The organism is Cobetia sp. BL01 (genome assembly GCF_056493605.1).
The window spans coordinates 343,971-364,252 of record NZ_JBVBEE010000001.1; the positions used below are offsets into that span (position 1 = coordinate 343,971).

Consider the following 20,282-nt stretch of genomic DNA (forward strand, 5'->3'; position numbering starts at 1 on the left):
AAGCGTCAGCACTCCAGCACCTGGCGCCAGCGGCCGTCAGACTGGCCACAGGCAATGAAGAAAGGATTTCTGAGGGTGTCACGCGCGTTGTAACGCAGGACATCCGGCTGACCATCGGTCAGGCTCTGCGCATCGAAGACACACCCGCCCGCCGCTTCCAGCACGGCCTGCGCCGCGGCGGTGTCCCACTCGCAGGTCGGGGCATAGCGCGGGTAGAGATCCGCGTCGCCTTCCGCGATACGACAGAATTTCAGCGAACTGCCGCAGCTGACGGTCTCGACCGGCGTCAGACGCTCGATCAGCGCCGCCGTCTGCGCATCGAGATGCGACTTGCTGGCCACGACTCTCAACACCTCGGGCTCCGGGCTGACGCGAATGGCCGTTCGTCCATTGGGGTCCTCGCGAAACGCGCCCACGCCATCAAGCCCGCTCCAGGTCGCCCTGAGCACCGGCGCATCCACCACGCCCAGCACGCTGCGCGTCCCCTGGATCAAGGCGACATTGACGGTGTATTCGCCACTGCCGTTGACGAACTCGCGGGTGCCATCCAGCGGGTCCACCAGCCAGAAGGTCTGCCAGTCACGGCGCGCCACGATATCCGCCTTGTCGCTTTCCTCGGAGAGCACCGGAATCTGCGGCGTCAGGCGGGCCAGCCCCTCCACCAGCACACGGTGTGCCGCAAGATCCGCGGCCGTCACCGGACTGTCATCGGCCTTGGCGCGTGTCTCGAGATCGCCGCCCTGCGCAACGGCGAGTATCGCCTGCCCCGCTTCACGGCAGAGCGTCTCGATGGCCGTCAGAAGTTCAAGATCAGGGGTGACATCAGACTGATTCATGGAAGTCTCGCAGATAATTCAAGGGAGTCAGCACGCGGCTTTCAGCTCGGGGCCATCATACGCAAAAGCGGCCGCGGATTCTGCCCACGGCCGCTTCCAGGAAGCCATTGATGACGGGGTGCGAGCTCACTCGCACGCCCATCTCAATCGGTGCTGCTATGCCTGCTTCAGTTGCTGCGATAGCCATTGGGGTTGCGTGACTGCCAACGCCAGCTGTCAGCCATCATGCGATCCAGCCCCAGCTCCGCCTTCCACTTCAATTCCTTGAAGGCCTTGTCCGGCTCCGCCCAGCATTCGGCGATATCACCGGAACGCCGCGGCGCGATGCGATAAGGCACCGGGCGACCGCTGGCCTTCTCGAAGGCCTTGACCATGTCCAGCACGCTATAGCCAGTGCCGGTACCCAGGTTGTAGGTGTGGACACCATCACGCGCATCACCGGCCAGATAGTCCAGCGCCTTGAGGTGGCCATCGGCCAGGTCGACGACGTGGATGTAGTCACGCACCCCGGTGCCATCCGGCGTCGGATAGTCATCACCGAACACGGCCAGCTCTTCAAGGCGACCCACCGCCACCTGGCTGATATAGGGCACCAGGTTGTTGGGGATGCCGTTGGGGTCCTCACCGATGGTACCGGACTCGTGGGCACCCACCGGATTGAAATAGCGCAGCAGCGCGATGCGCCAGCTGTCATCCGCCACGGACAGGTCACGCAGCACTTCCTCGACCATCAGCTTGGAGCGGCCGTAGGGGTTGGTCGCGGACGTCGGGAAGTCTTCACGGATCGGCGTGGACGCCGGATCGCCATACACGGTGGCGGAGGAAGAGAACACGATACGCTTGACGCCGGCCCGCGCCATGGCGTCACACAGCACCAGGGTGCCATTGACGTTGTTGTCGTAGTAGGCCAGCGGCTTGGCGACGCTCTCGCCCACCGCCTTGAGCCCGGCGAAGTGGACCACGGCCTCGATATCATGACGCTCGAACAGGCTGTCGAGCAGCGCGCCGTTGCGGATATCCCCTTCGACGAACGGCACTTCGCGTCCGGCAAGCGTCGCCACGCGCGCGAGGGAGGCTTCGCTGGCATTGGACAGGTTGTCCAGCACCAGCACCTGATGGCCGGCCTCCATGAGCGCCAATACCGTATGAGACCCGATGTAGCCTGCACCACCCGTGACCAGAATCATCCATCATCTTCCTTGTGAAAGTAACGCGACAGTGGGCCGCGCAGTTGACCTGCGCTGGCCCCGTTCATGGCTGCTAACCCTACCTTCCAGCCCTTGCGCTCACAAGTCCACAGCCAACGACAGCGTCTGTCGCCAGACAGCAACCTGACCCGTGCAGGATGGCGTCACGCAAGGCCTCGCACGCGACCTGAGCGCCTCAGATCGAGCGTCGCGCTTGCGCGGCGTCAAGGTTTCACCCACGGGAGTTTCGAAACAGGCAATGAAGGCTATTGAGCCGTGGCGCAATGCTGAGACAATGGCGCCGCCTGCCGGCCCGAAAGCCCCACCTGACCGACTCTCGGCGGCGATCGACCGACGCAGGCAGCATGACACGACGTGCATGACCTCCCGTTCAGGAACGAATGCATGCCGTGCAGTGAACAACGCTAACACGACAACGTGCCATCACCTACCATGACCCATACCAACAACACGATGACCAACATGATGAGGAAGCCTGTCGCCAGCGGGCTTCTCTGGAGTCGACATGCCTGAGCAACCTACCGATCACGTCGTTGATCAATCCTCCACGCCGCCACAAGCGCCACTTGCGGCGCGTATCGGTCTGATACTCGGTCCGCTCCTGCTGCTGCTGACCTGGCTGACCCCTGCCCCGGGCGACATGCCGGACACCGCCTGGCTCTGCGTGGGCCTGGCGCTGTTGATGGCGACCTGGTGGGCCACCGAAGCATTGCCGATACCGGTGACATCGCTGTTGCCCATCGTGCTGGTGCCCGCACTTGGCATCGACGACATCAAGAGCACCACGGCAGCCTATGCCAATCCGACTATCTACCTGTTCCTCGGTGGCTTCCTGCTCGGGATCGCCATGCAGCGCTGGGACCTGCATCGCCGCGTGGCCCTGCATACGCTGAAGCTTGCCGGCCATTCACCCCGCCGTCAGATCGCCGGTTTCATGATCGCCACCGGCTTCATCAGCATGTGGGTATCCAATACCGCGACCAGCATCATGATGCTGCCCATCGGCATGTCAGTGGTCAGCCTGATGTCCAGTGGCCGGGATGAGCGCGACAGCGACGACCCGGAGCTGAAGCGCTATGCCGCCGCCCTGCTGCTGGCCATCGCCTACTCCGCCAGCCTTGGCGGTATCGCGACACTGATCGGTACGCCGCCGAATGCCCTGCTGGCGGGTTACCTGTCCAGTGACCAGGGCATCGAGATCGGCTTTGCCCAGTGGATGGTCGTCGGCCTGCCGGTGGCCATCGCGATGTGCACCATCACCTGGTGGTGGTTGACGCGCACGCCCTTCTCCTTCGCATCCGAGACTTCGGACAGTGGCGAGATGATAAAGCGTGAGCTCAAGGCACTGGGTGTCATGAGCAGCGCCGAGAAACGTGTCGGCATTGCCTTCCTGGTAGCCGCCCTGCTGTGGATGTTCCGCCCGCTGATCAATCAGAGAGGCCTTGAGTGGCTGTCGGATACCGGCATCGCCATGGCCATCGGCGTCGGGCTGTTCGCGATTCCCTCCGGCACCTCACGCGGTCGTCGCCTGCTGGTGTGGGAAGACGCGCGTGACCTGCCCTGGGGCGTATTGCTGCTGTTCGGGGGTGGACTGGCACTGGCGGGCGTCATCAAGAGCTCGGGTCTGGCGGAGTGGATCGCCGGACAGCTGTCGATGTTCAGCGTGCTGCCGCTCATCGGGCTCGTGGGCATCGTGGTACTGGTGATCATCTTCCTGACAGAGGTCACGTCCAATACCGCGACGGCCGCCGCCTTCCTGCCCCTGCTGGGCGCGCTTGCGCTGTCGCTGGACATCGACCCGCTGCTGATCACCGTGCCGGCGGCCATCGCGGCCAGCTGCGCCTTCATGATGCCGGTGGCCACGCCACCCAATGCCATCGTGTTCGCCACCGGGCACCTCAAGATCCAGACCATGATACGCGCCGGCTTCTTCCTGAACCTGGCAGGCACCGTGGTGGTCACGCTGCTGGCCTATGGTCTGATCGTGGCACTGTGGAGCTGATTCCCTGACAGCGTGACGTGACCCATCACTCGCGCCGCAAGGGGGATCCCCCGAAACGACAACGCCGGACTCCCATGGAGTCCGGCGTTGTCGTTCATGCCAGGCATGATTCTGCAACATCTCATCATGACACCTGCTGTCATGTTCAGAAGAAGCCGAGGAAGCCCTTGATGATCAGCGAGTTGGCGATATCGATCAGGAAGCCACCCACCACCGGCACGATGATGAAGGCCAGACGCGACGGCCCGTGGTGCTGCGTGACCGCCTGCATGTTGGCGATCGCCGTCGGCGTGGCGCCCATGCCGAAACCACAGTTACCCGCGACCAGCACCGCAGCGTCGTAGTTCTTGCCCATCAGGCGGAAGGTGACCTGGGTGGTGTAGAGGAACACCAGCGCGACCTGTGCCAGCAGGATGGCCAGAATCGGCAGTGCCAGATTGGCCAGATCCCAGAGCTTGAGCGTCATCAGTGCCAGTGCCAGGAAGATGGACAGACTGATGTTGCCCAGCACATCCACGGCATGGGTATTGAGGTGCTTGTCGCCGAAGGCGCGCACCACGTTGCCGATGACGATACAGCTGAACAGCACCCACACGAAGGTCGGCAGCGAGAAGGCCGTATCCGCCGTGAGTGCCTGCAGCTGCTGACCGCTGACGACCCCGAGCAGCAACATGAAGAGCGTTTTCAGAGCATTGGCGGTATTCAGCGGGTGCTGGACTTCCGTCTCGTCATACTCGGAATCGCTGACCTGGGCATTGATGTCCTGTCCTTCACGCTTCATGCGATTGATCAGGAAACGTGCCGTCGGCCCACCGATCAGCGACCCGAACACCAGCCCGAAGGTGGCACAGGCCATCGCGACTTCCATCGCGCCATTGATGCCATATTCGTCGGCGAAGACGTTGGCCCAGGCAGCCCCTGTACCGTGACCACCGGACATGGTGATGGAACCGCCGAGCAGCCCCAGTACCGGGTCGAGGTCAAACAGGCTGGCAACACCGACACCCAGCAGGTTCTGCAGGATGAGCAGGCCGATGACCAGCACGAGGAACAGGATCAGCTTGCTGCCGCCGGCACGAATCATGCGGACGTCCGCCGACAGGCCGACCGAGCCGAAGAACAGCAACATGAAGGGGGTCTGGAGACCGGCGAAGAACTGGAACTCGTAGCCCAGGCCACGCAGGCCGGTGACGATGAGGGTGGCGATGAGACCGCCGACCACAGGTTCGGGGATGTTGAACTCGCGCAGCACGCGTACGCGCTCGACAATCAGATGACCGACGACGAGGACAAGCGCCGCCAGCAGCAGGGTAGTGATAGCATCAAGTTGAATCATGCGATACCGATGAGTAGTTGTGGGTTGTTCTAGCGGACCTCCTGAACGAGAGGTGCACCGGCGAATCCCGACCGACGAGGGGATGGGGACACATCCATTGTCTCGTCACTCAGGGGGGTTGCCCTTGCACCGCTTGGAATTGTTGTGCTCTCGAATCCGTTGTACCACCAGATCGTTATCATTTACGCGGATGCAGCGATGATACGCAGGGATGGCACCGGTGCAAGTCCGGATATTGACTCGTCAGACAACTTCCGACAAAAGTCTATATCCGCTCGCCATGCCAAGGCCGGGGTTATCAGCTACTGACATTGCGCTCATCCCTTGCCATGACTGGGCTGGGGAGTGATCGGCCTTGAGAAACGACGAAGCCCTCGCCGCAAGGGGCGAGGGCTTCGTGGACCGTCACTGCAAGCAGGATTTCCGCCTTTCGTGGACGCTCGTGTCGCTCATTGCCGTCAGACGGCGACGGGACCCGCCTCTTCGGCACGTTCCGCTTCACTGCGTGCACTGCTTTCCAGGCCGCGATTGACCGCCGACAGCACCGCCTTGAGTGACGCGCTCACGGTGTCACCATCCTCGGCCATGCCGCAGACGCGCTTGCCATCGAGATTGAGCATCACGAAGGCCACCGCCACGGCGTCACTGCCTTCCCCGAGCGCATGCTCGCCGTAGTCCACCACGCTGACGGTGGCACCGGTGTGGCGCTGCCAGGCATCCATGAAGGCGGAGATGGCACCGTTGCCTTCACCGGCCAGGGCAATCTGCTCACCCTTCTCGTCAATCAGTGTCGCGGTGAGCTGCTCGGCCCCCTCACGATCCAGTCGATAGCCCTTGAGACTCAGCGGTGCCTCGCGCTTGAAGCTGGCATCGAGAATCGCGCGGATCTGGTTGCTGGACAGCTCACCACTGACCTGCTCGCTGGCCTTCTGCACGTGCGGGGCGAGCTCGAGGCTCATCCAGCGCGGCAGACTGATGCCGTGATCGCGTTCGAGCAGGAAGGCCATGCCGCCCTTGCCGGACTGGCTGTTGACGCGAATCACCGCCTGGAAGTCGCGGCCCAGATCCTGCGGGTCGATGGGCAGATAGGCGACCTGCCACGGCTCGTCCGCCTGCTGCTTCTTGAGGCACTTGCGAATCGCGTCCTGATGGCTGCCGGAGAAGGCGGTGTAGACCAGCTCCCCGACCCACGGGTGGCGCGGATGCACCGGCAGATTGGTGCACTCGGTGTAGACCTGGATGATCTCGTCCGGATTGGAGAGATCCAGCTCCGGGTCGATCCCCTGGCTGTAGAGGTTCATCGCCATGGTGATCAGGTCCATGTTGCCGGTACGCTCACCATTGCCCAGCAAGGTTCCCTCGATGCGGTCCGCCCCGGCCAGCAGGCCGAGCTCGGCAGCGGCAGCGGCACCGCCCCGGTCGTTGTGGGTATGCAGCGAGATGATCGCGCAGTCACGACGACTGAGGTGCTTGATGAAGTACTCGACCTGATCCGCGAAGTGATTGGGCGGGCCCACTTCCACCGTGGCCGGCAGGTTGAGGATGCAGCGATTGTCCGGTGTCGGCTGCCAGACATCCATCACCGCTTCACAGACCTCGACGGCGTAATCCATCTCGGTGGAAGTGAAGCTCTCCGGCGAGTACTGGAACACCCAGTGGGTGTCCGGGTAACGCGCAGCGTAGTCCTTGACCAGCTGCGCACCTTCGACGGCGATGGCCTTGATGCCCTCACGATCCATCTCGAACACCCGCTCGCGCTGAACGGTGGAGGTGGAGTTGTAGACGTGCACCACGGCATCGCGCGCCCCGACCAGTGACTCGAAGGTACGGGCGATCAAGTGCTCACGCGCCTGCACCAGCACCTGGATGCTGACACCCTCCGGCACCTGGTCTTCCTCGATCAACCAGCGCACGAAGTCGAAATCGAGCTGACTGGCGGACGGGAAACCGACTTCGATCTCCTTGAGGCCGATCTTGACCAGCAGCTTCCACATCAGCTTCTTCTGCTCGACCGTCATCGGCTCAAGCAGCGCCTGGTTGCCATCGCGCAGGTCGACACTGGCCCATAGCGGCGCCTGGGTCACGGTACGCGACGGCCATTGGCGGTCGGTCAGCGCGACAGGCGTGACGGGGCGATATTTGGTGTGGTCGAAGGCAGCACTTGGCGTGGATGCAGCAGTCATGGTCGTGTCCTTGGCGTGGTGGGCGTGGAAAGCAACGTTCGACATCCGGATGCGGATTCGATGGCACCTTTCCCGCTCAACAGTGTCCCAATCGGGGCGCCTGAGTAAATGTGAGATGACGAGGGCATCAAGGCCCTCGCATCCGAAAGCTTGCCGCCAGCGCGACAGGCAAGCAAGTCGGAGGTAGAGAACATGGCCGCTACCTGCGACAGGACGTGGCTCCGGATCACGGTTGCCAGCGCGGAAGGAGAGATCGCGGGATCACCGTCGAATGCCTCTCAGCGGCCTCGCATCGATCAGAAGCGAGCCGGGTTCCGCAGGAAGCGGGCTGGACAGGGTGGCCAGTCCACCTGCTCGCACGACCCTGATGGTCGAACATCTGAATCGCTGAACAGTGATTACAGTATATGCTTCATATCGGGGCGCATGATTGCGAAAAACCCACTAAACCGCCATCTTGAAAGCATTTTATTTCATAATTCACACCTTCACCGCCAATGGATTGCGAAAAATGAGCCAGAACATTTCTCTCCCGACACTGGACCGCTTCGATCGACGGATTCTTGACGAACTCCAGCAGTCGGGACGCATCAGCAATCAGGAGCTCGCCGAACGCATTGGCCTGTCACCGTCACCTTGCCTGCGCCGGGTACGTGCCCTGGAAGAAAGCGGCATGATCACGGGGTATCGGGCACAGGTCGATGCCCGCAAGCTGGGCCTGAGCCTGATGGCGCTGCTGCATATCTCGATGGACCGCCATACCCCGGAGCGCTTCGCCAACTTCGAGGAAACCATCGCGGCGCTGCCCCAGGTGATGGAGTGCCTGCTGATCACCGGTCAGGAAGCCGACTACCAGCTCAAGGTGGTCGTCAATGACATGGATGACTATCACGACCTGCTGCTCAAGCAGATCACCCGTATCGAGGGCGTCACCGGCGTGCATTCAAGCTTCGTGCTGCGTCAGGTGATCGACCATCAGCGCGTGCCGACGATGTAATGACGCCATGAAGGCCAGTTGACCAAACGACGACGCCCCGCCGAATCTCGGCGGGGCGTCGTCGTTTCAAGGCGGAAGGTTCATCAGGCGGAAGGTTCATCAGGCGGAAGGTTCAGGCTGACGGCCACGCTAGCCGGTCACTCCGGCGGGCCAGCTCTGGTGAGCGCCCGCTGCTCGCGATGAAGCTCACTGCTCGCCCTCCAGCACCCCGCGACGGATCTGGTCTTCCTCGATGGATTCGAACAGCGCCTTGAAATTGCCTTCACCGAAACCGTCATTGCCCTTGCGTTGGATGATCTCGAAGAAGATCGGCCCGATCACCGTCTCGGTGAAGATCTGCAACAGGATTCCTTCACCCGGTGCGCCATCCACCAGCAGGCTCAAGGCCTTGAGATCCTCGACGTTCTCTTCATGGTTGGGCACCCGTGCATCGACCTTTTCATAATAGGGTTCGGGTGTGGTCAGGAACTTGACGCCATTGGCCTTGAGCGCCTTGACGGTGGCATAGATGTCATCCGTCGCCATCGCCAGATGCTGGATGCCTTCCCCGTTGTAATCCCGGATGAATTCCGCGATCTGGGAGTTGTCGTCGGCGGACTCGTTGATGGGGATGTGCATCTTGCCGCAGGGCGCTGTCATGGCTCGCGAGAAGAGCCCGGTCATCTTGCCCTCGATATCGAAATAACGGATCTCGCGGAAGTTGGCGATACGGGCATAGAAGTCCGCCCACACATCCATCTGGCCGCGTCCGACATTGTGCGTCAGATGATCCAGCGTATGCAGGCCGACGCTGTTGGCATTCTCCACCGCCCCCTCGATGGCAACGAAGTCGGTGTCGTAGATCGAGCGTTCCCGGTGATGGTCCACGAAATACAGCACCGAGCCGCCAATCCCCTCCACCGCCGGGATACCGACCTCGCCCGGGCCGACAGGGTGCTCGACACTGCGTGCGCCGTGCGCCAGCGCGTAGCGATGCGCCTGCTCGGCATCTGCCACGCGCCAGGCCATCGCACAGGCACTCGGGCCATGAATCGCCGCGAAGCGTGCCGCGGGGCTGTTCGGCTCGGCGTTGAGCACCACATTGATGCCATGCTGCTGGAACAGGAACACCTGCTTGGAGCGATGACGCCGCGTCTCGGTAAAGCCAAGCTGGCAGAACAGCCCACGCAGGGCATCGATCCCGGCGGCATCCGGTGCCGTGAACTCGACGAACTCGAAGCCGTCCGTGCCGATGGGATTGTGCTGTTCGATACGCGCCGGTGCGTTCATGAAGTACTCCTGAGTCAGGCTGCCGACAAGGCAGGCAAGGTAGAGAAAGGCGGGCGACATCCTTCATGACAGGCGAACGCGCCGCACATCACCTGTGATGTCCCGATTCCGTTATCGGGAATCTATGCCTTGCCTGCCGCCCTGCCCATGCACCTTGCGCCCTCATTAGTGCCGTATCCTGCCTCCCCCCACGCCAGACATGTAACGAAACTCTGCCATAGTGCTGACGGCCATCTCGACACTGCTCACCCGGGGCGCTCTAACTGCCGCGAGCGCCTGACACTGCGTCATGCTTTCTTTACACCTATCGGCGCGTCGCGCCTGCGACTGCCACATGCCCGTCTTGCGTTGGCCACTAGAGCCAGGCGCCACTGCCCAGCTGCCAGGCGACGGCCAGCAGAATGGCCGCGATGAAGGCTTCGATGACCTGCCAGGCACGCGGACTGGTCAGGCGGGGTGCCAGCCAGCCAGCACAGGCCACCAGCCCGAAGAACCAGACCATCGAGGCCAGGCTGGCTCCGGCGATGAAGCCCGCCGGCGAGCTCTGTTGTGCCCCGATGGCGCCCAGCATCACCAGGGTATCCAGATAGACCTGCGGATTGAGCAAGGTCACCGCCAGCGTCGCCATCAGCACCTTGCCAAGGCTCGCCTTGAGCGCCGTACTCGCCGTGAGCTGCCCACCACTGCGCATGCGCCCCAGCGCCTTGACGGCTTGCCAGAGCAGGAAGGCGACACCTCCCCAACGCGCGATGCTCATCAACATGGGGGATTGCTGCATCAAGGCCCCCAGCCCCAAGACCCCCGCCACGATCAGCAGCCAATCACACAGCGCACAGAGCCCCGCGACCCACCATTGATGTTCGCGCTTGAGCCCCTGACCCAGCACGAAGGCATTCTGGGCACCGATGGCGATGATCAGCCCGGCCCCGACACCTGCTCCATTGAACACTGACCACCACATGACACTGCCCTTCCCTTGCATGATTCTCGGATTCAGCGCATTGCGCCCCTGTCTGTCTTCGGCGCGCTTCCGGACTTCCCGGCGCTGCAGCCGCAGGCAGAGTACGCTAGGATGAATACATCATGGAAATTGATTCAGGGAATGGCTCATAAGGATTTCTGATGCTGGACTACAAACTGCTGGAGGCGCTGGCCGCCGTCATCGACCAGGCAGGTTTCGAGCGCGGGGCACGCGCGCTGGGCCTGACACAATCAGCGGTCTCGCAGCGCATCAAGCTGCTGGAGGCCCGTCTGGGTCAGCCGGTACTGGTGCGCACGCCACGCCTGGGACCGACTCCGCTGGGGCGGCGTCTGCTCAATCATGTGCAGCAGGTGCGCCTGCTGGAGCATGACCTGCTGGATCAGATCCCCGCTCTCGGTGACAGCGAGCAGCGCCTGCGCATCGCCATCAATGCCGACTCGCTGGCCACCTGGTGGCCACAGGTCACCGGTGCCTTCTGTCAGACGCACGAGCTGCTGCTGGACATGCTGGTGGAAGATCAGGAGGTCGCCCTCAAGCGCATGCGCGATGGCGAGGTGGCGGGCTGCATCTGCTCGACCCCACGCCCGGTCCAGGGGGCACGCTCACATCCGCTGGGCAGCATGCGGTATCGCGCATTGGCCAGCCCGGATTTCGTGCGCCGCCACATCGCCGGAGAGGATGGCGTCATCCCGTCACGTCTGCCTGCCGAGAAACTGCGCAGCATGCCCGCCATCGTCTATGGCCGGGATGACCGTCTGCAGCATCGGCTGCTGGCCGAGATGGGCTTCGACGAGCCTTTCCCGCATCACCTCTGTCCCTCCTCAGAAGGCTTCGTTCACCTGGCCTTGAGTGGCATGGGCTATGGGATGATTCCCGAGCAGCAGGCGCGCCACCTGCTGGACAGCGGTGAACTGGTCGATATCGCGCCGGACCACGCGCTGGACATCCCGCTCTACTGGCATCACTGGCGCCATGGCGGCAGCACCCTCGAACAGCTCACTGATCACCTGCTGCGTCACTGCAGCGCCATGCTGCTGCCCATACCGGAGCAGCAACCGCCACGCCCGGGGACCCTGTGATCCTGTGAGCTCATGACCCTGTCCGCATCACGCCAGCCCCTCGCACTCAGCTCGTCTGCTGCTCACGCACCAGCTGAGCGAGAAAGCGATCACAGGCCGCCAGCTGGCGGATGTCGATGTACTCGTTGGCCTGATGGGCCACGCTGATGGAGCCGGGCCCGCAGACCACCGTCGGCCAGCCTTCGCGCTGGAACTGGCCCGCTTCGGTGGCATAGGTCACCGCCTGACTGGCACGCGCCTCCCCCAGCAGACGCTGACAGAGATGGATCGCCGGATCACGTTCGCCCTGCCCCAGCGCCGGCACCGTCTCCACCGTGCGCTCACTGTGGATCGCCACCTCGGGCGCCCGCTCGCGATAGGGCACGAGCAGACGCTCCGCGTAGGCATCGATCTCCGCCAGCATCGCCTCGACATCCTCGCCCGGCAGATGGCGCAACTCCCAATCGAAGATGCACTGCCCTGCGGTGATGTTGACGGCCGTGCCGCCTTCGATGCGCCCGACATGCAGGCTGGCATGCGGCACCTCGAAACGCTCGTCGAGATGCCCACAATCGATGCGCGCCTGCATGCGGTCCTCGATGAAGGTGACCATGCGTGCCGCCAGATGAATCGCGCTGACCCCCAGATTGACCTGACTGGAATGCGACGGCTTGCCGGTCACCGTGGTGCGGATGACCGTGATGCCCTTGTGGGCATCGACGACGCTCATCAGGGTCGGCTCCCCCACCAGCACCGCCGCCGGGCGCGGCAGGCGATCACGCAGACGCGCGATCATGCGCGGCGCGCCGAGACAGCCGATTTCTTCATCATACGAGAAGGCGAAAATCACAGGCCTTTCAAGCTTGCCATCACGCGCTGCACTCACCAGCGCCGGCACCGCCGCCATGCAGCAGGCGATGAAGCCCTTCATGTCGGATGAGCCCCGCCCATACAGGCGGCCATCGGCCTCGCGCAGCGTGAAGGGATCACTGTCCCAGGCCTGCCCCTCCACCGGCACCACATCGGTATGCCCGGACAGCACCACACCGCCCTCCACGTCAGGGCCGATCACCGCGAGCAGATTGGCCTTGTCACCGCCATCATCATGAATGATCTCGGCGCTGACACCGGCCACTTCCAGAGCATCACGCAGGCAATGGATCAACGCCAGATTCGAGTCACGTGACACGGTCGCGAAATGGATCAGATGCGCCAGCCATTCACGGCTGTTCGGCCAATCGGAGAAGTCGGCGTGCTGAGGCATCAGGCTGGCGGTATCGACGGCGCTGGTGGCGGAAGCGTGCATGGGGGCATTCCTGTTCGGGGACATCTGAGCGGAGAGCACCATGCGCAACGCGCTGGCCTCATGTGCTCACCGGTATAGCGCAGCGCACCTTTGACAACAAGCGCCAGGCCACGCCAGGCACCGGGCCAGGAGTGCCGCGATCAGCCACAGGCCGCAAGCGCCTTGCGACGCGGGGGATAGAGCACCAGCGCGATCCCGAACAGGAAGATGCTGCACGAGAGCCACTGTGCCAGCGACAACTGCTCATCAAAGATGGCGTAACCACTGAGCAACGCGAACACCGAGACCAGCAAGGTCATGGGGGCCAGTTGACTCATCGGATACTTGAGCAGCATCCGGTTCCAGACCCAGTAACCAAAGAGGGTCGTCGGATAGGCCTGGAACAGCACCGAGACCCAGGCATCCATCCCCCACTGTTGATAGGTGGCACTCAGCCCCCCCCAGCCATTCATCGCGACGCTCAGCGCCATCAGCGGTAGCGGTGCAAACAGCATGCCCCAGAGGTTGAAGGGGAAAGGTGCGCGCGTGCCGGAGCTGCGCAGAATCACGCCAGCCAGGGGCCAGCAGATCGCCGCCAGCAGGATGAAGGCAAGTCCCGCCAGGGTCACGTTGCCGTTGGTGGTGAAGACGGAGACCACCAGCCCCACCAGCGAGACCAAAATGCCTGCCGCCATGCGCGACGAGATGATCTCCCGGTAGAGCAGCACGCCGACCAGCACCGTGGTCAGCACATCGGTCTGCAACAGGACCGCCGCCATGCCAGAGGACAGCCCGAAGGTGATCGAGCATGAGGCCATGCCCCAGATACCGGTACCGAACACCAGCCCGTAGGCCATCAGGTAGCGCCACGGCACCTGCGGCTTGCGGATGAAGAAGATGAGCGGAAAGGTGGCACACGCGAAGCGCGCCGCGGCGATCAGCAAGGGATCCATGTCACTGACCCCCAGCTTGATCATCGAGAAGTTGAAGCCCCAGATTGCCATCACGCTGGTGATGAGCAATAGATCGCGTCCCTGCATGGCGTGTCTCCTGATCGAGGTTCCCTTGACGACGGGCAATGACCGCCGCTGTCCGTGACCGTGGAACATCACGGTGATGACGTGCGGCATACGAGGGCCAGTCTCGCTTGCCGCACCAAGGCCGTACAGATACAGTTTCTGGACATTCCACCAGTACAGTTCGCTCATGGCACGCTATCGACAGCTGGCAGAGAAGTGCATTCAGGATATTCAGGCCGGCAGACTCAGTACCGGGGATCGCATGCTGTCGCTGCGCCAGTTTGCCCGCCAGCACGGCATCAGCGTGTCGACGGCGGTCAGCTGTTATGCGGAGCTGGAATCGCAGGGCTGGCTGATGGCTCGCCCACAATCGGGGTTCTTCATCGCCGAGCCCTCAGGTGTCATGCCCGCGCCCACCTGGCAGTCCTTCGAGAGCCGAGTCATCACGCCCGCCACGCATCGCCATCGCACGCAGAGGTGGTGCGGGCCGCTGGGCACTGCGCATCTGGCGCTGGACAAGGCGACCCGGCAGGCACTGGATCGCAGCCTGCGCCGCGCCATGAAGCGGGCCGTGCATACCCTCACCCAGTATCCCGCCGCGCAAGGCGAACCCGCACTGTTGAGCGCCCTGGCGAGCCATTTCACCCAGGCCGGCTTTGCGCTGGGCAGTGAGGAGCTGGTCATCACTCACGGCTGCATGGATGCGGTCAGGACGGCGCTTGAGGTCTGCACGCAACCCGGCGACACGGTGGCAGTCAGCTCACCGTGCTACAACGGCCTGCTGGATCTGCTCTCGCAGCTGTCCCTCGACGTCATCGAGATTCCCTCGAGTGCACAAGGCATCGATCTCGATCAGTTCGAACAGCATCTCGCCAACGGTCAGCTGCAGGCCGGGCTGTTCTGCACCACTCACATGAATCCCCAGGGCATCACCCTCACTCCCGCGCAGAAACAGCGCCTGGCCAGGCTTGCCAATCACTACCGCGTGCCGGTGATCGAGGATGATGTCTATCTCGAGCTCACCCATCGCGAAGCGCCGCCACTGCCAACGGCCTGCCACGACGAAGGTGGCTTCGTCATCTGGTGTGGTTCGGTCTCCAAGACCCTGTCACCGAGCTACCGACTGGGCTGGTGTCGGCCCGGTCGATTCCTTCCGCCATATCTCAAGCGCGCGCTGGGTGTGCCGACGCTGGTACAGTGCGCCGTCGCGGACTTCATCGATTCCGGCGCCTATGCCAGTCACCTCAAACGTGTCCGTCACCAGCTCAGCCAGCACAAGGCCCACTACCTCAACTATCTGAGTCAGCATCTGCCCGAGGGCAGTCGTGTGACGCAACCACAAGGTGGCCTGGTGCTGTGGATCGAGGTGCCCGGCCTCGATGCCAGGGCCCTCGGCAAGGCCGCCGAGCAGGCACAGCTTGATATCCGGATCGGCCCCTGGTTTACCGAATCTGCGCGCTATCGCAATTGTCTGCGTCTCAATATCGGCCTTGCACCGGATGAGCGGATCGAGCAGGAACTCGCCCGCCTGATGACGTTGATCGCGAATCACTGCAAACGCTGAAGGTTGTCGTGCTCACATGCGCCTGTCAGACAATGCAGACGACGCTGCCACGCCCCGGTCAACAGGTCGTGGCAGCGTCGTCTGTAGCGAAAGCCTCCTGTCACGAAGGGTCTCTCATGCCCGATATCAGGCAGCGCGCCCGTTGCGCACCATGGCATGGGGGTCGATGACGAATTTCTTGGCAGCCCCACCGTCGAAGTCCGCGTAGCCCTGCGGCGCTTCTTCCAGACTGATGACCTGCACGTTGACCGCATCCGCGATATTGACGCGCCCGAACAGGATCGCCTGCATCAGCGGGCGGTGATACTTCATCACCGGGCACTGCCCCGTGTGCAACGAGTGAGACTTGGCCCAGCCCAGTCCGAAGCGCATGGAGAGCGCACCGACCTTGGCGGCCTCATCCTCGGCGCCCGGGTCTTCGGTGACATAGAGGCCGGGAATGCCGATCTGGCCGCCGGCACGCGTCAACGCCATTGCCGAGTTGAGCACCGTCGCCGGCTGCTCACGTCCATGATCACACCCACAGCCATGCGCCTCGAAGCCGACGCAATCGACGAAGCAATCCACTTCGCGCTCGCCGAGAATCGCCTCGACCTTGTCCTCCATCGAGCCTTCCTGACGCAGGTCGATGGTCTCGCAGCCGAAGCTCTCGGCCTGCTGCAAACGCTCGGGAATCATGTCGCCCACGATGACGCAGGCCGCCCCCAGCAGCTGGGCAGACACCGCCGCCGCCAGCCCGACCGGCCCGGCCCCCGCGATGTAGACCGTGGCGCCCGGCCCGACCCCTGCAGTCACGCAGCCATGGAAGCCTGTCGGGAAGATGTCGGAGAGCAGCGTCAGGTCACGGATCTTCTCCATCGCCTGATCGGCATCCGGGAACTTGAGCAGGTTGAAGTCGGCATAGGGCACCATGACGTAATCCGTCTGACCGCCAGTCCAGCCGCCCATGTCGACATAGCCATAGGCGGCGCCGGGACGCGCCGGATTGACGTTCAGACAGATCCCCGTCTTGCCTTCCTTGCAGTTGCGGCAGCGCCCGCAGGCGATGTTGAACGGGACCGAGACGATGTCGCCGACCTTGATGAATTCCACGTCGCGGCCAGCCTCGACGACCAGTCCGGTGATCTCGTGGCCCAGCACCAGGCCCTGGGGTGCCGTGGTCCGGCCACGCACCATGTGCTGATCGCTACCACAGATATTGGTCGAGACGACCTTGAGAATGACGCCGTGTTCACACTTGCGATTTCCCAGCGCCAGGGTCGGATAGTCCAGTGATTCGACACTCACCTTCCCCGCTCCCTGGTAGACGACTCCGCGATTGGCATTGGCTGACATGACGTGCTCCTGCTGGCATGGGATTTGGTGCATGGACGGCGTCAGACAGGCACGCTGACGACATCTCCCGTCACTTGCCGATACGCCGACCACCTGCCCCCTGTCGGTGGCGTCCGACCTGAAGGGCCCCTGCAGACTAGGCCACTTGCCACGGGTGAGCTGTCCAGATGAGGCATCGACATGCCCATGCGAGACATGCCACGACCAAAGTGGCAGTGCGCATGACCGAGGTCGTCGCGCCTGGCCGACAGGATGCGTCGATGCATCGCCACACTTGAAGCCAGTGACACTGCCCCCACGTCAATCAGCAGAGCACGATGGGTAACCCATTTCGCCATGGCAATCGCTCGCGCCAGCCCTCGCTCCGTGAGCGGCGTCTCGCTGCGAGCCATTGGCCTGATTCATTCCAAGGAGAGACCATGACCATGACATCCAACGCCCTGCGCACCGCCTGCATGACCGTCGCCATCGCCGGAACCGCCTTCATTGCGGGCTGTGGCAACACCAGCGTGATCGAGAAGCAGGACACGCGTTACGAGGTCAGCGCCGTCGATGAGGACCGTGACGATGCCATCGCTCAGGTCAAGGAACGCGCTCTGGAAGTCTGCGAGGAGCAGGATCGCGACAAGTACGACGTGCTTGATTCCCGTGTCTTCGGCCCGCAGGACAGCATGTCCAAGGCAGCCGAAGGCAACGATCAGCTGGAAGGCGGCACCATCAATGAAGATACCGAGATGGCCGCCGCCACCCACGAAGGTGAAGGCTACAAGGTCGCCTGGACCATCCGCTGCCGCTGAGGCGCCTTCCCGTCAGCCAGCCCGAGCTGACAGCAAGGCCATGTGCATGAATGCAAAAGCGCATGAGCACAAGAGCGCATGAACGCAAGAAAGCCGCCCCTGAGGGCGGCTTTCTTGCGTTCATGCATCACGAAACCCCGGAGACGGACGGCCGTTCGGAACGCGCAACCTCGGGTTGCCGCCCACGACGGGATATTGCAGCGCCGCATTAGACGACTCTTGACTATGCTGAGACGAAAGCGCTCGCCAGTTCGGCGCCTGCCATCCCCCCAGGACAGCGCAGCACGCGGGAGCGGAGGCGAAGCTTTTGCGTACCAGACAGCCGTGACACCCGAGCATTGCCATGCGAGACGCTCGACTACCCAACGCCCGGGGCGGTCGATCACTGCCATTTGCCATGACGAATCCATCAGGACTCTACGCGCCCAGCGCCGTCAAGGAGGCTTTTCCATGAGTATCGAACAACGCCTGGCCCCCGTTGCACTACCCGAAAACCGTCAACGACAGATCGTCGAGCGCCTGCTCTCTGGCTCCGGGGTCAGTCTGAATGGCCCTGACCCCTGGGATATCTGCGTCCGCCATCCGGATCTGTTCCGGCGGGTGCTGAATCAGGGCAGTCTGGGGCTGGGTGAGGCTTACATGGAAGGCTGGTGGGATTGCGAACGGATCGACGAGATGATCCATCGCCTGCTCAAGCATGGGCTGGGGGAGCGAGCCCACACCTTTGGTGAGCGCATCGCCTACCGCCTCCAGGCGGGAGTCATCAATCTGCAGAGCCGTCGTCGTGCCGAGGTGGTGGGCAAGGTGCATTACGACTTCGGCAATGACCTCTTCACCCGCATGCTGGACCCGACCCTGTGCTACAGCTGCGGATACTGGAAAGGATTGCCGATCGCGCCGGAGAACCTGGAGCAGGCCCAGCAGGCCAAGCTGGATCTCGCCTGTCGCAAGCTCGGGCTGACACCCGGCATGCGCGTGCTGGACATCGGCTGTGGCTGGGGAAGCTTCGCCGCCTACGCCGCGCGCCACTATGGCGTGGAAGTCGTCGGCATCACCATTTCCGCCGAGCAGGCGGCGCTGGCGCGGGAACATTGCCATGGCCTGCCAGTGGAGATCCTGCTCAAGGATTACCGTGACGAGCAATTCCGTCACGAGGTCGGCACCTTCGATGCCATCGTGTCCATCGGCATGTTCGAGCACGTCGGCCACAAGAACTACGCGACCTACTTCACCCGTGTCGCGCAGCTGCTGCGCCCCGGCGGACGCTTCGTGCTGCACACCATCGGCTCCAACCTGAGCGACATCTCCGCGGACCCCTGGGTCAATCGCTACATCTTCCCCAACGGCGTGCTGCCCAGTGCCAGTCAACTGATCCAGGCCAGCGAGCATCACCTGATCATGGAGGACTGGCAGAATTTCGGTGCCGACTACGACCCGACGCTGATGGCATGGCGTGCCAACCTCGATGCCAGATGGCATGAACTGGCCGACACCTACACGACGCGGGACAAGCGCATGTTCGAGTATTATCTGGGTGCCTGTGCCGGGGCCTTCCGCGCCCGCCAGCTTCAGCTCTGGCAGGTGGTCTTCACCCACGGCAATCCGGGGCGTTACGACGCACCACGCTGATCCGCTTGCGCCCTCCGTGCGCCTGGCACTCTCCAGCCGTGCCAGGCGTCCGGCAAGGCGACTCACCAGGGGACGACTTGCCCCTTGGTGCCCCATGACTCACGATGCGTCGCCGGTGACCGGGAGCGCGTCCCTCTGGCACCTGTCCGTGATGCCGGGGCATTGCCTGCCGACTCGGCCTGCGAGCGGGAGATGCTGTGCCTGGCATTGCGCTCCAGCGCCTGAAGCATGCCGGCCAGCTGATCCAGCGATTCATCCTCGAAGCCGACATATAGCTCCTCGCGAACTCGCGCGATGCGCTCACCCAATTGCACAAGGCATTCATGCCCCGCCTCGGTGAACCACAGGCAGCGAGCACGACGATCCGTGGCGTGGGGTTCGCGACGAATCAGCTGCTGACACTCGAGCTGATTGAGCGTGCGCGTCAACGACGGCATCTCGATTCCCAGCTCGCTGGCCAGCATCTGCTGGGTACAGCCCTCGCCAAGCTTCTCCAGATGCACCATCACCGTCCAGCGGGCTTCCGTCATCCCCAATGGCTCGACCGCGGTCGTGATCGAGGTACGCCAAAGGCGGTGGACACGCCCGAGCAGGCCTCCCAGGGAGGGCTTGATGGTCTCGTGAAGGGGTTGAGCATCATCACAGGCTTTCATCGCCTGCAGCGCCACTTCGTCGTCAGTGCCTTGTTGCATGATGATTCTCCGTCTCCACGCCACGGGGCTCACCCCCTGGATGAGCCCCGCGATGCCAACGTCAATTTAGCTTGCTAATGAATGGCGGAA

At 63.1% G+C, this 20,282-nt stretch carries 16 protein-coding genes; 6 read left to right on the plus strand and 10 right to left on the minus strand.

Features of this window, described 5'->3' with window-relative positions; all coding sequences use genetic code 11:
• Positions 1–5 precede the first annotated feature (5 nt).
• Positions 6–836, minus strand: a complete 831-nt coding sequence (gene cysQ / locus ACZYGA_RS01445) for a 3'(2'),5'-bisphosphate nucleotidase CysQ (RefSeq protein ID WP_404625143.1) — start codon at positions 834–836, stop codon at positions 6–8.
• A 167-nt stretch (positions 837–1,003) separates the two neighbouring features.
• Positions 1,004–2,023, minus strand: a complete 1,020-nt coding sequence (galE, locus tag ACZYGA_RS01450) for a UDP-glucose 4-epimerase GalE (RefSeq protein WP_084208121.1) — start codon at positions 2,021–2,023, stop codon at positions 1,004–1,006.
• Between the two features lie 526 nt (positions 2,024–2,549).
• Between galE and ACZYGA_RS01455 the strand changes: the two genes are divergently transcribed.
• Positions 2,550–4,046, plus strand: a complete 1,497-nt coding sequence (locus ACZYGA_RS01455) for an SLC13 family permease (protein WP_479398305.1) — start codon at positions 2,550–2,552, stop codon at positions 4,044–4,046.
• A gap of 145 nt (positions 4,047–4,191) precedes the next feature.
• Here the strand turns inward: ACZYGA_RS01455 and gltS are convergent, their stop codons facing one another.
• Both gltS and leuA read right to left on the minus strand, forming a co-directional pair.
• Positions 4,192–5,382 carry a sodium/glutamate symporter gene (gltS, locus tag ACZYGA_RS01460; protein ID WP_404625140.1) on the minus strand — a complete coding sequence of 397 codons (1,191 nt, stop codon included), beginning with the start codon at positions 5,380–5,382 and terminating at the stop codon, positions 4,192–4,194.
• Positions 5,383–5,840: 458 nt separating this feature from the next.
• Positions 5,841–7,565: a 2-isopropylmalate synthase gene (gene leuA / locus ACZYGA_RS01465; protein WP_084208120.1), complete on the minus strand. Its 1,725-nt coding sequence runs from the start codon at positions 7,563–7,565 to the stop codon at positions 5,841–5,843.
• A 511-nt stretch (positions 7,566–8,076) separates the two neighbouring features.
• On the opposite strand from leuA, the gene ACZYGA_RS01470 reads away from it, so the two are divergent.
• Positions 8,077–8,562, plus strand: a complete 486-nt coding sequence (locus ACZYGA_RS01470; RefSeq protein WP_077374671.1) for an Lrp/AsnC family transcriptional regulator — start codon at positions 8,077–8,079, stop codon at positions 8,560–8,562.
• A 186-nt stretch (positions 8,563–8,748) separates the two neighbouring features.
• On the opposite strand, the gene hppD is transcribed toward ACZYGA_RS01470, so the two are convergent.
• Together hppD and ACZYGA_RS01480 are read right to left on the minus strand one after the other, a co-directional pair.
• Positions 8,749–9,831, minus strand: coding sequence for a 4-hydroxyphenylpyruvate dioxygenase (hppD, locus tag ACZYGA_RS01475; protein WP_279855303.1), 1,083 nt, complete (start codon positions 9,829–9,831; stop codon positions 8,749–8,751).
• Between the two features lie 355 nt (positions 9,832–10,186).
• Complete coding sequence (locus ACZYGA_RS01480; RefSeq protein WP_077374677.1) at positions 10,187–10,792, minus strand: LysE/ArgO family amino acid transporter; 606 nt, start codon at positions 10,790–10,792, stop codon at positions 10,187–10,189.
• 161 nt (positions 10,793–10,953) lie between these two features.
• Here ACZYGA_RS01480 and ACZYGA_RS01485 point away from each other — a divergent pair, with 161 nt between their 5' ends.
• Positions 10,954–11,892 (plus strand): LysR family transcriptional regulator ArgP, encoded by a 939-nt coding sequence (locus ACZYGA_RS01485; protein ID WP_077374680.1) that lies wholly within the window; start codon positions 10,954–10,956, stop codon positions 11,890–11,892.
• Between the two features lie 46 nt (positions 11,893–11,938).
• Here the strand turns inward: ACZYGA_RS01485 and argE are convergent, their stop codons facing one another.
• Positions 11,939–13,177 (minus strand): acetylornithine deacetylase, encoded by a 1,239-nt coding sequence (gene argE / locus ACZYGA_RS01490; protein ID WP_308478074.1) that lies wholly within the window; start codon positions 13,175–13,177, stop codon positions 11,939–11,941.
• 140 nt (positions 13,178–13,317) lie between these two features.
• Positions 13,318–14,196: an EamA family transporter gene (locus ACZYGA_RS01495; RefSeq protein ID WP_479398307.1), complete on the minus strand. Its 879-nt coding sequence runs from the start codon at positions 14,194–14,196 to the stop codon at positions 13,318–13,320.
• A gap of 166 nt (positions 14,197–14,362) precedes the next feature.
• Between ACZYGA_RS01495 and ACZYGA_RS01500 the strand changes: the two genes are divergently transcribed.
• Positions 14,363–15,739, plus strand: coding sequence for an aminotransferase-like domain-containing protein (locus ACZYGA_RS01500; protein WP_404625135.1), 1,377 nt, complete (start codon positions 14,363–14,365; stop codon positions 15,737–15,739).
• A gap of 126 nt (positions 15,740–15,865) precedes the next feature.
• Here the strand turns inward: ACZYGA_RS01500 and fdhA are convergent, their stop codons facing one another.
• Positions 15,866–17,074 (minus strand): formaldehyde dehydrogenase, glutathione-independent, encoded by a 1,209-nt coding sequence (fdhA, locus tag ACZYGA_RS01505; RefSeq protein ID WP_084208117.1) that lies wholly within the window; start codon positions 17,072–17,074, stop codon positions 15,866–15,868.
• A 419-nt stretch (positions 17,075–17,493) separates the two neighbouring features.
• On the opposite strand from fdhA, the gene ACZYGA_RS01510 reads away from it, so the two are divergent.
• Together ACZYGA_RS01510 and cfa are read left to right on the plus strand one after the other, a co-directional pair.
• Positions 17,494–17,871 carry a hypothetical protein gene (locus ACZYGA_RS01510; RefSeq protein ID WP_077374692.1) on the plus strand — a complete coding sequence of 126 codons (378 nt, stop codon included), beginning with the start codon at positions 17,494–17,496 and terminating at the stop codon, positions 17,869–17,871.
• Between the two features lie 450 nt (positions 17,872–18,321).
• Positions 18,322–19,500, plus strand: coding sequence for a cyclopropane fatty acyl phospholipid synthase (gene cfa / locus ACZYGA_RS01515; protein ID WP_077374696.1), 1,179 nt, complete (start codon positions 18,322–18,324; stop codon positions 19,498–19,500).
• A gap of 62 nt (positions 19,501–19,562) precedes the next feature.
• Here the strand turns inward: cfa and ACZYGA_RS01520 are convergent, their stop codons facing one another.
• The gene (locus ACZYGA_RS01520; RefSeq protein WP_404625133.1) at positions 19,563–20,192 is read right to left on the minus strand and encodes a MarR family transcriptional regulator; all 630 of its coding nucleotides are present in this window, start codon (positions 20,190–20,192) and stop codon (positions 19,563–19,565) included.
• Positions 20,193–20,282: the final 90 nt, after the last annotated feature.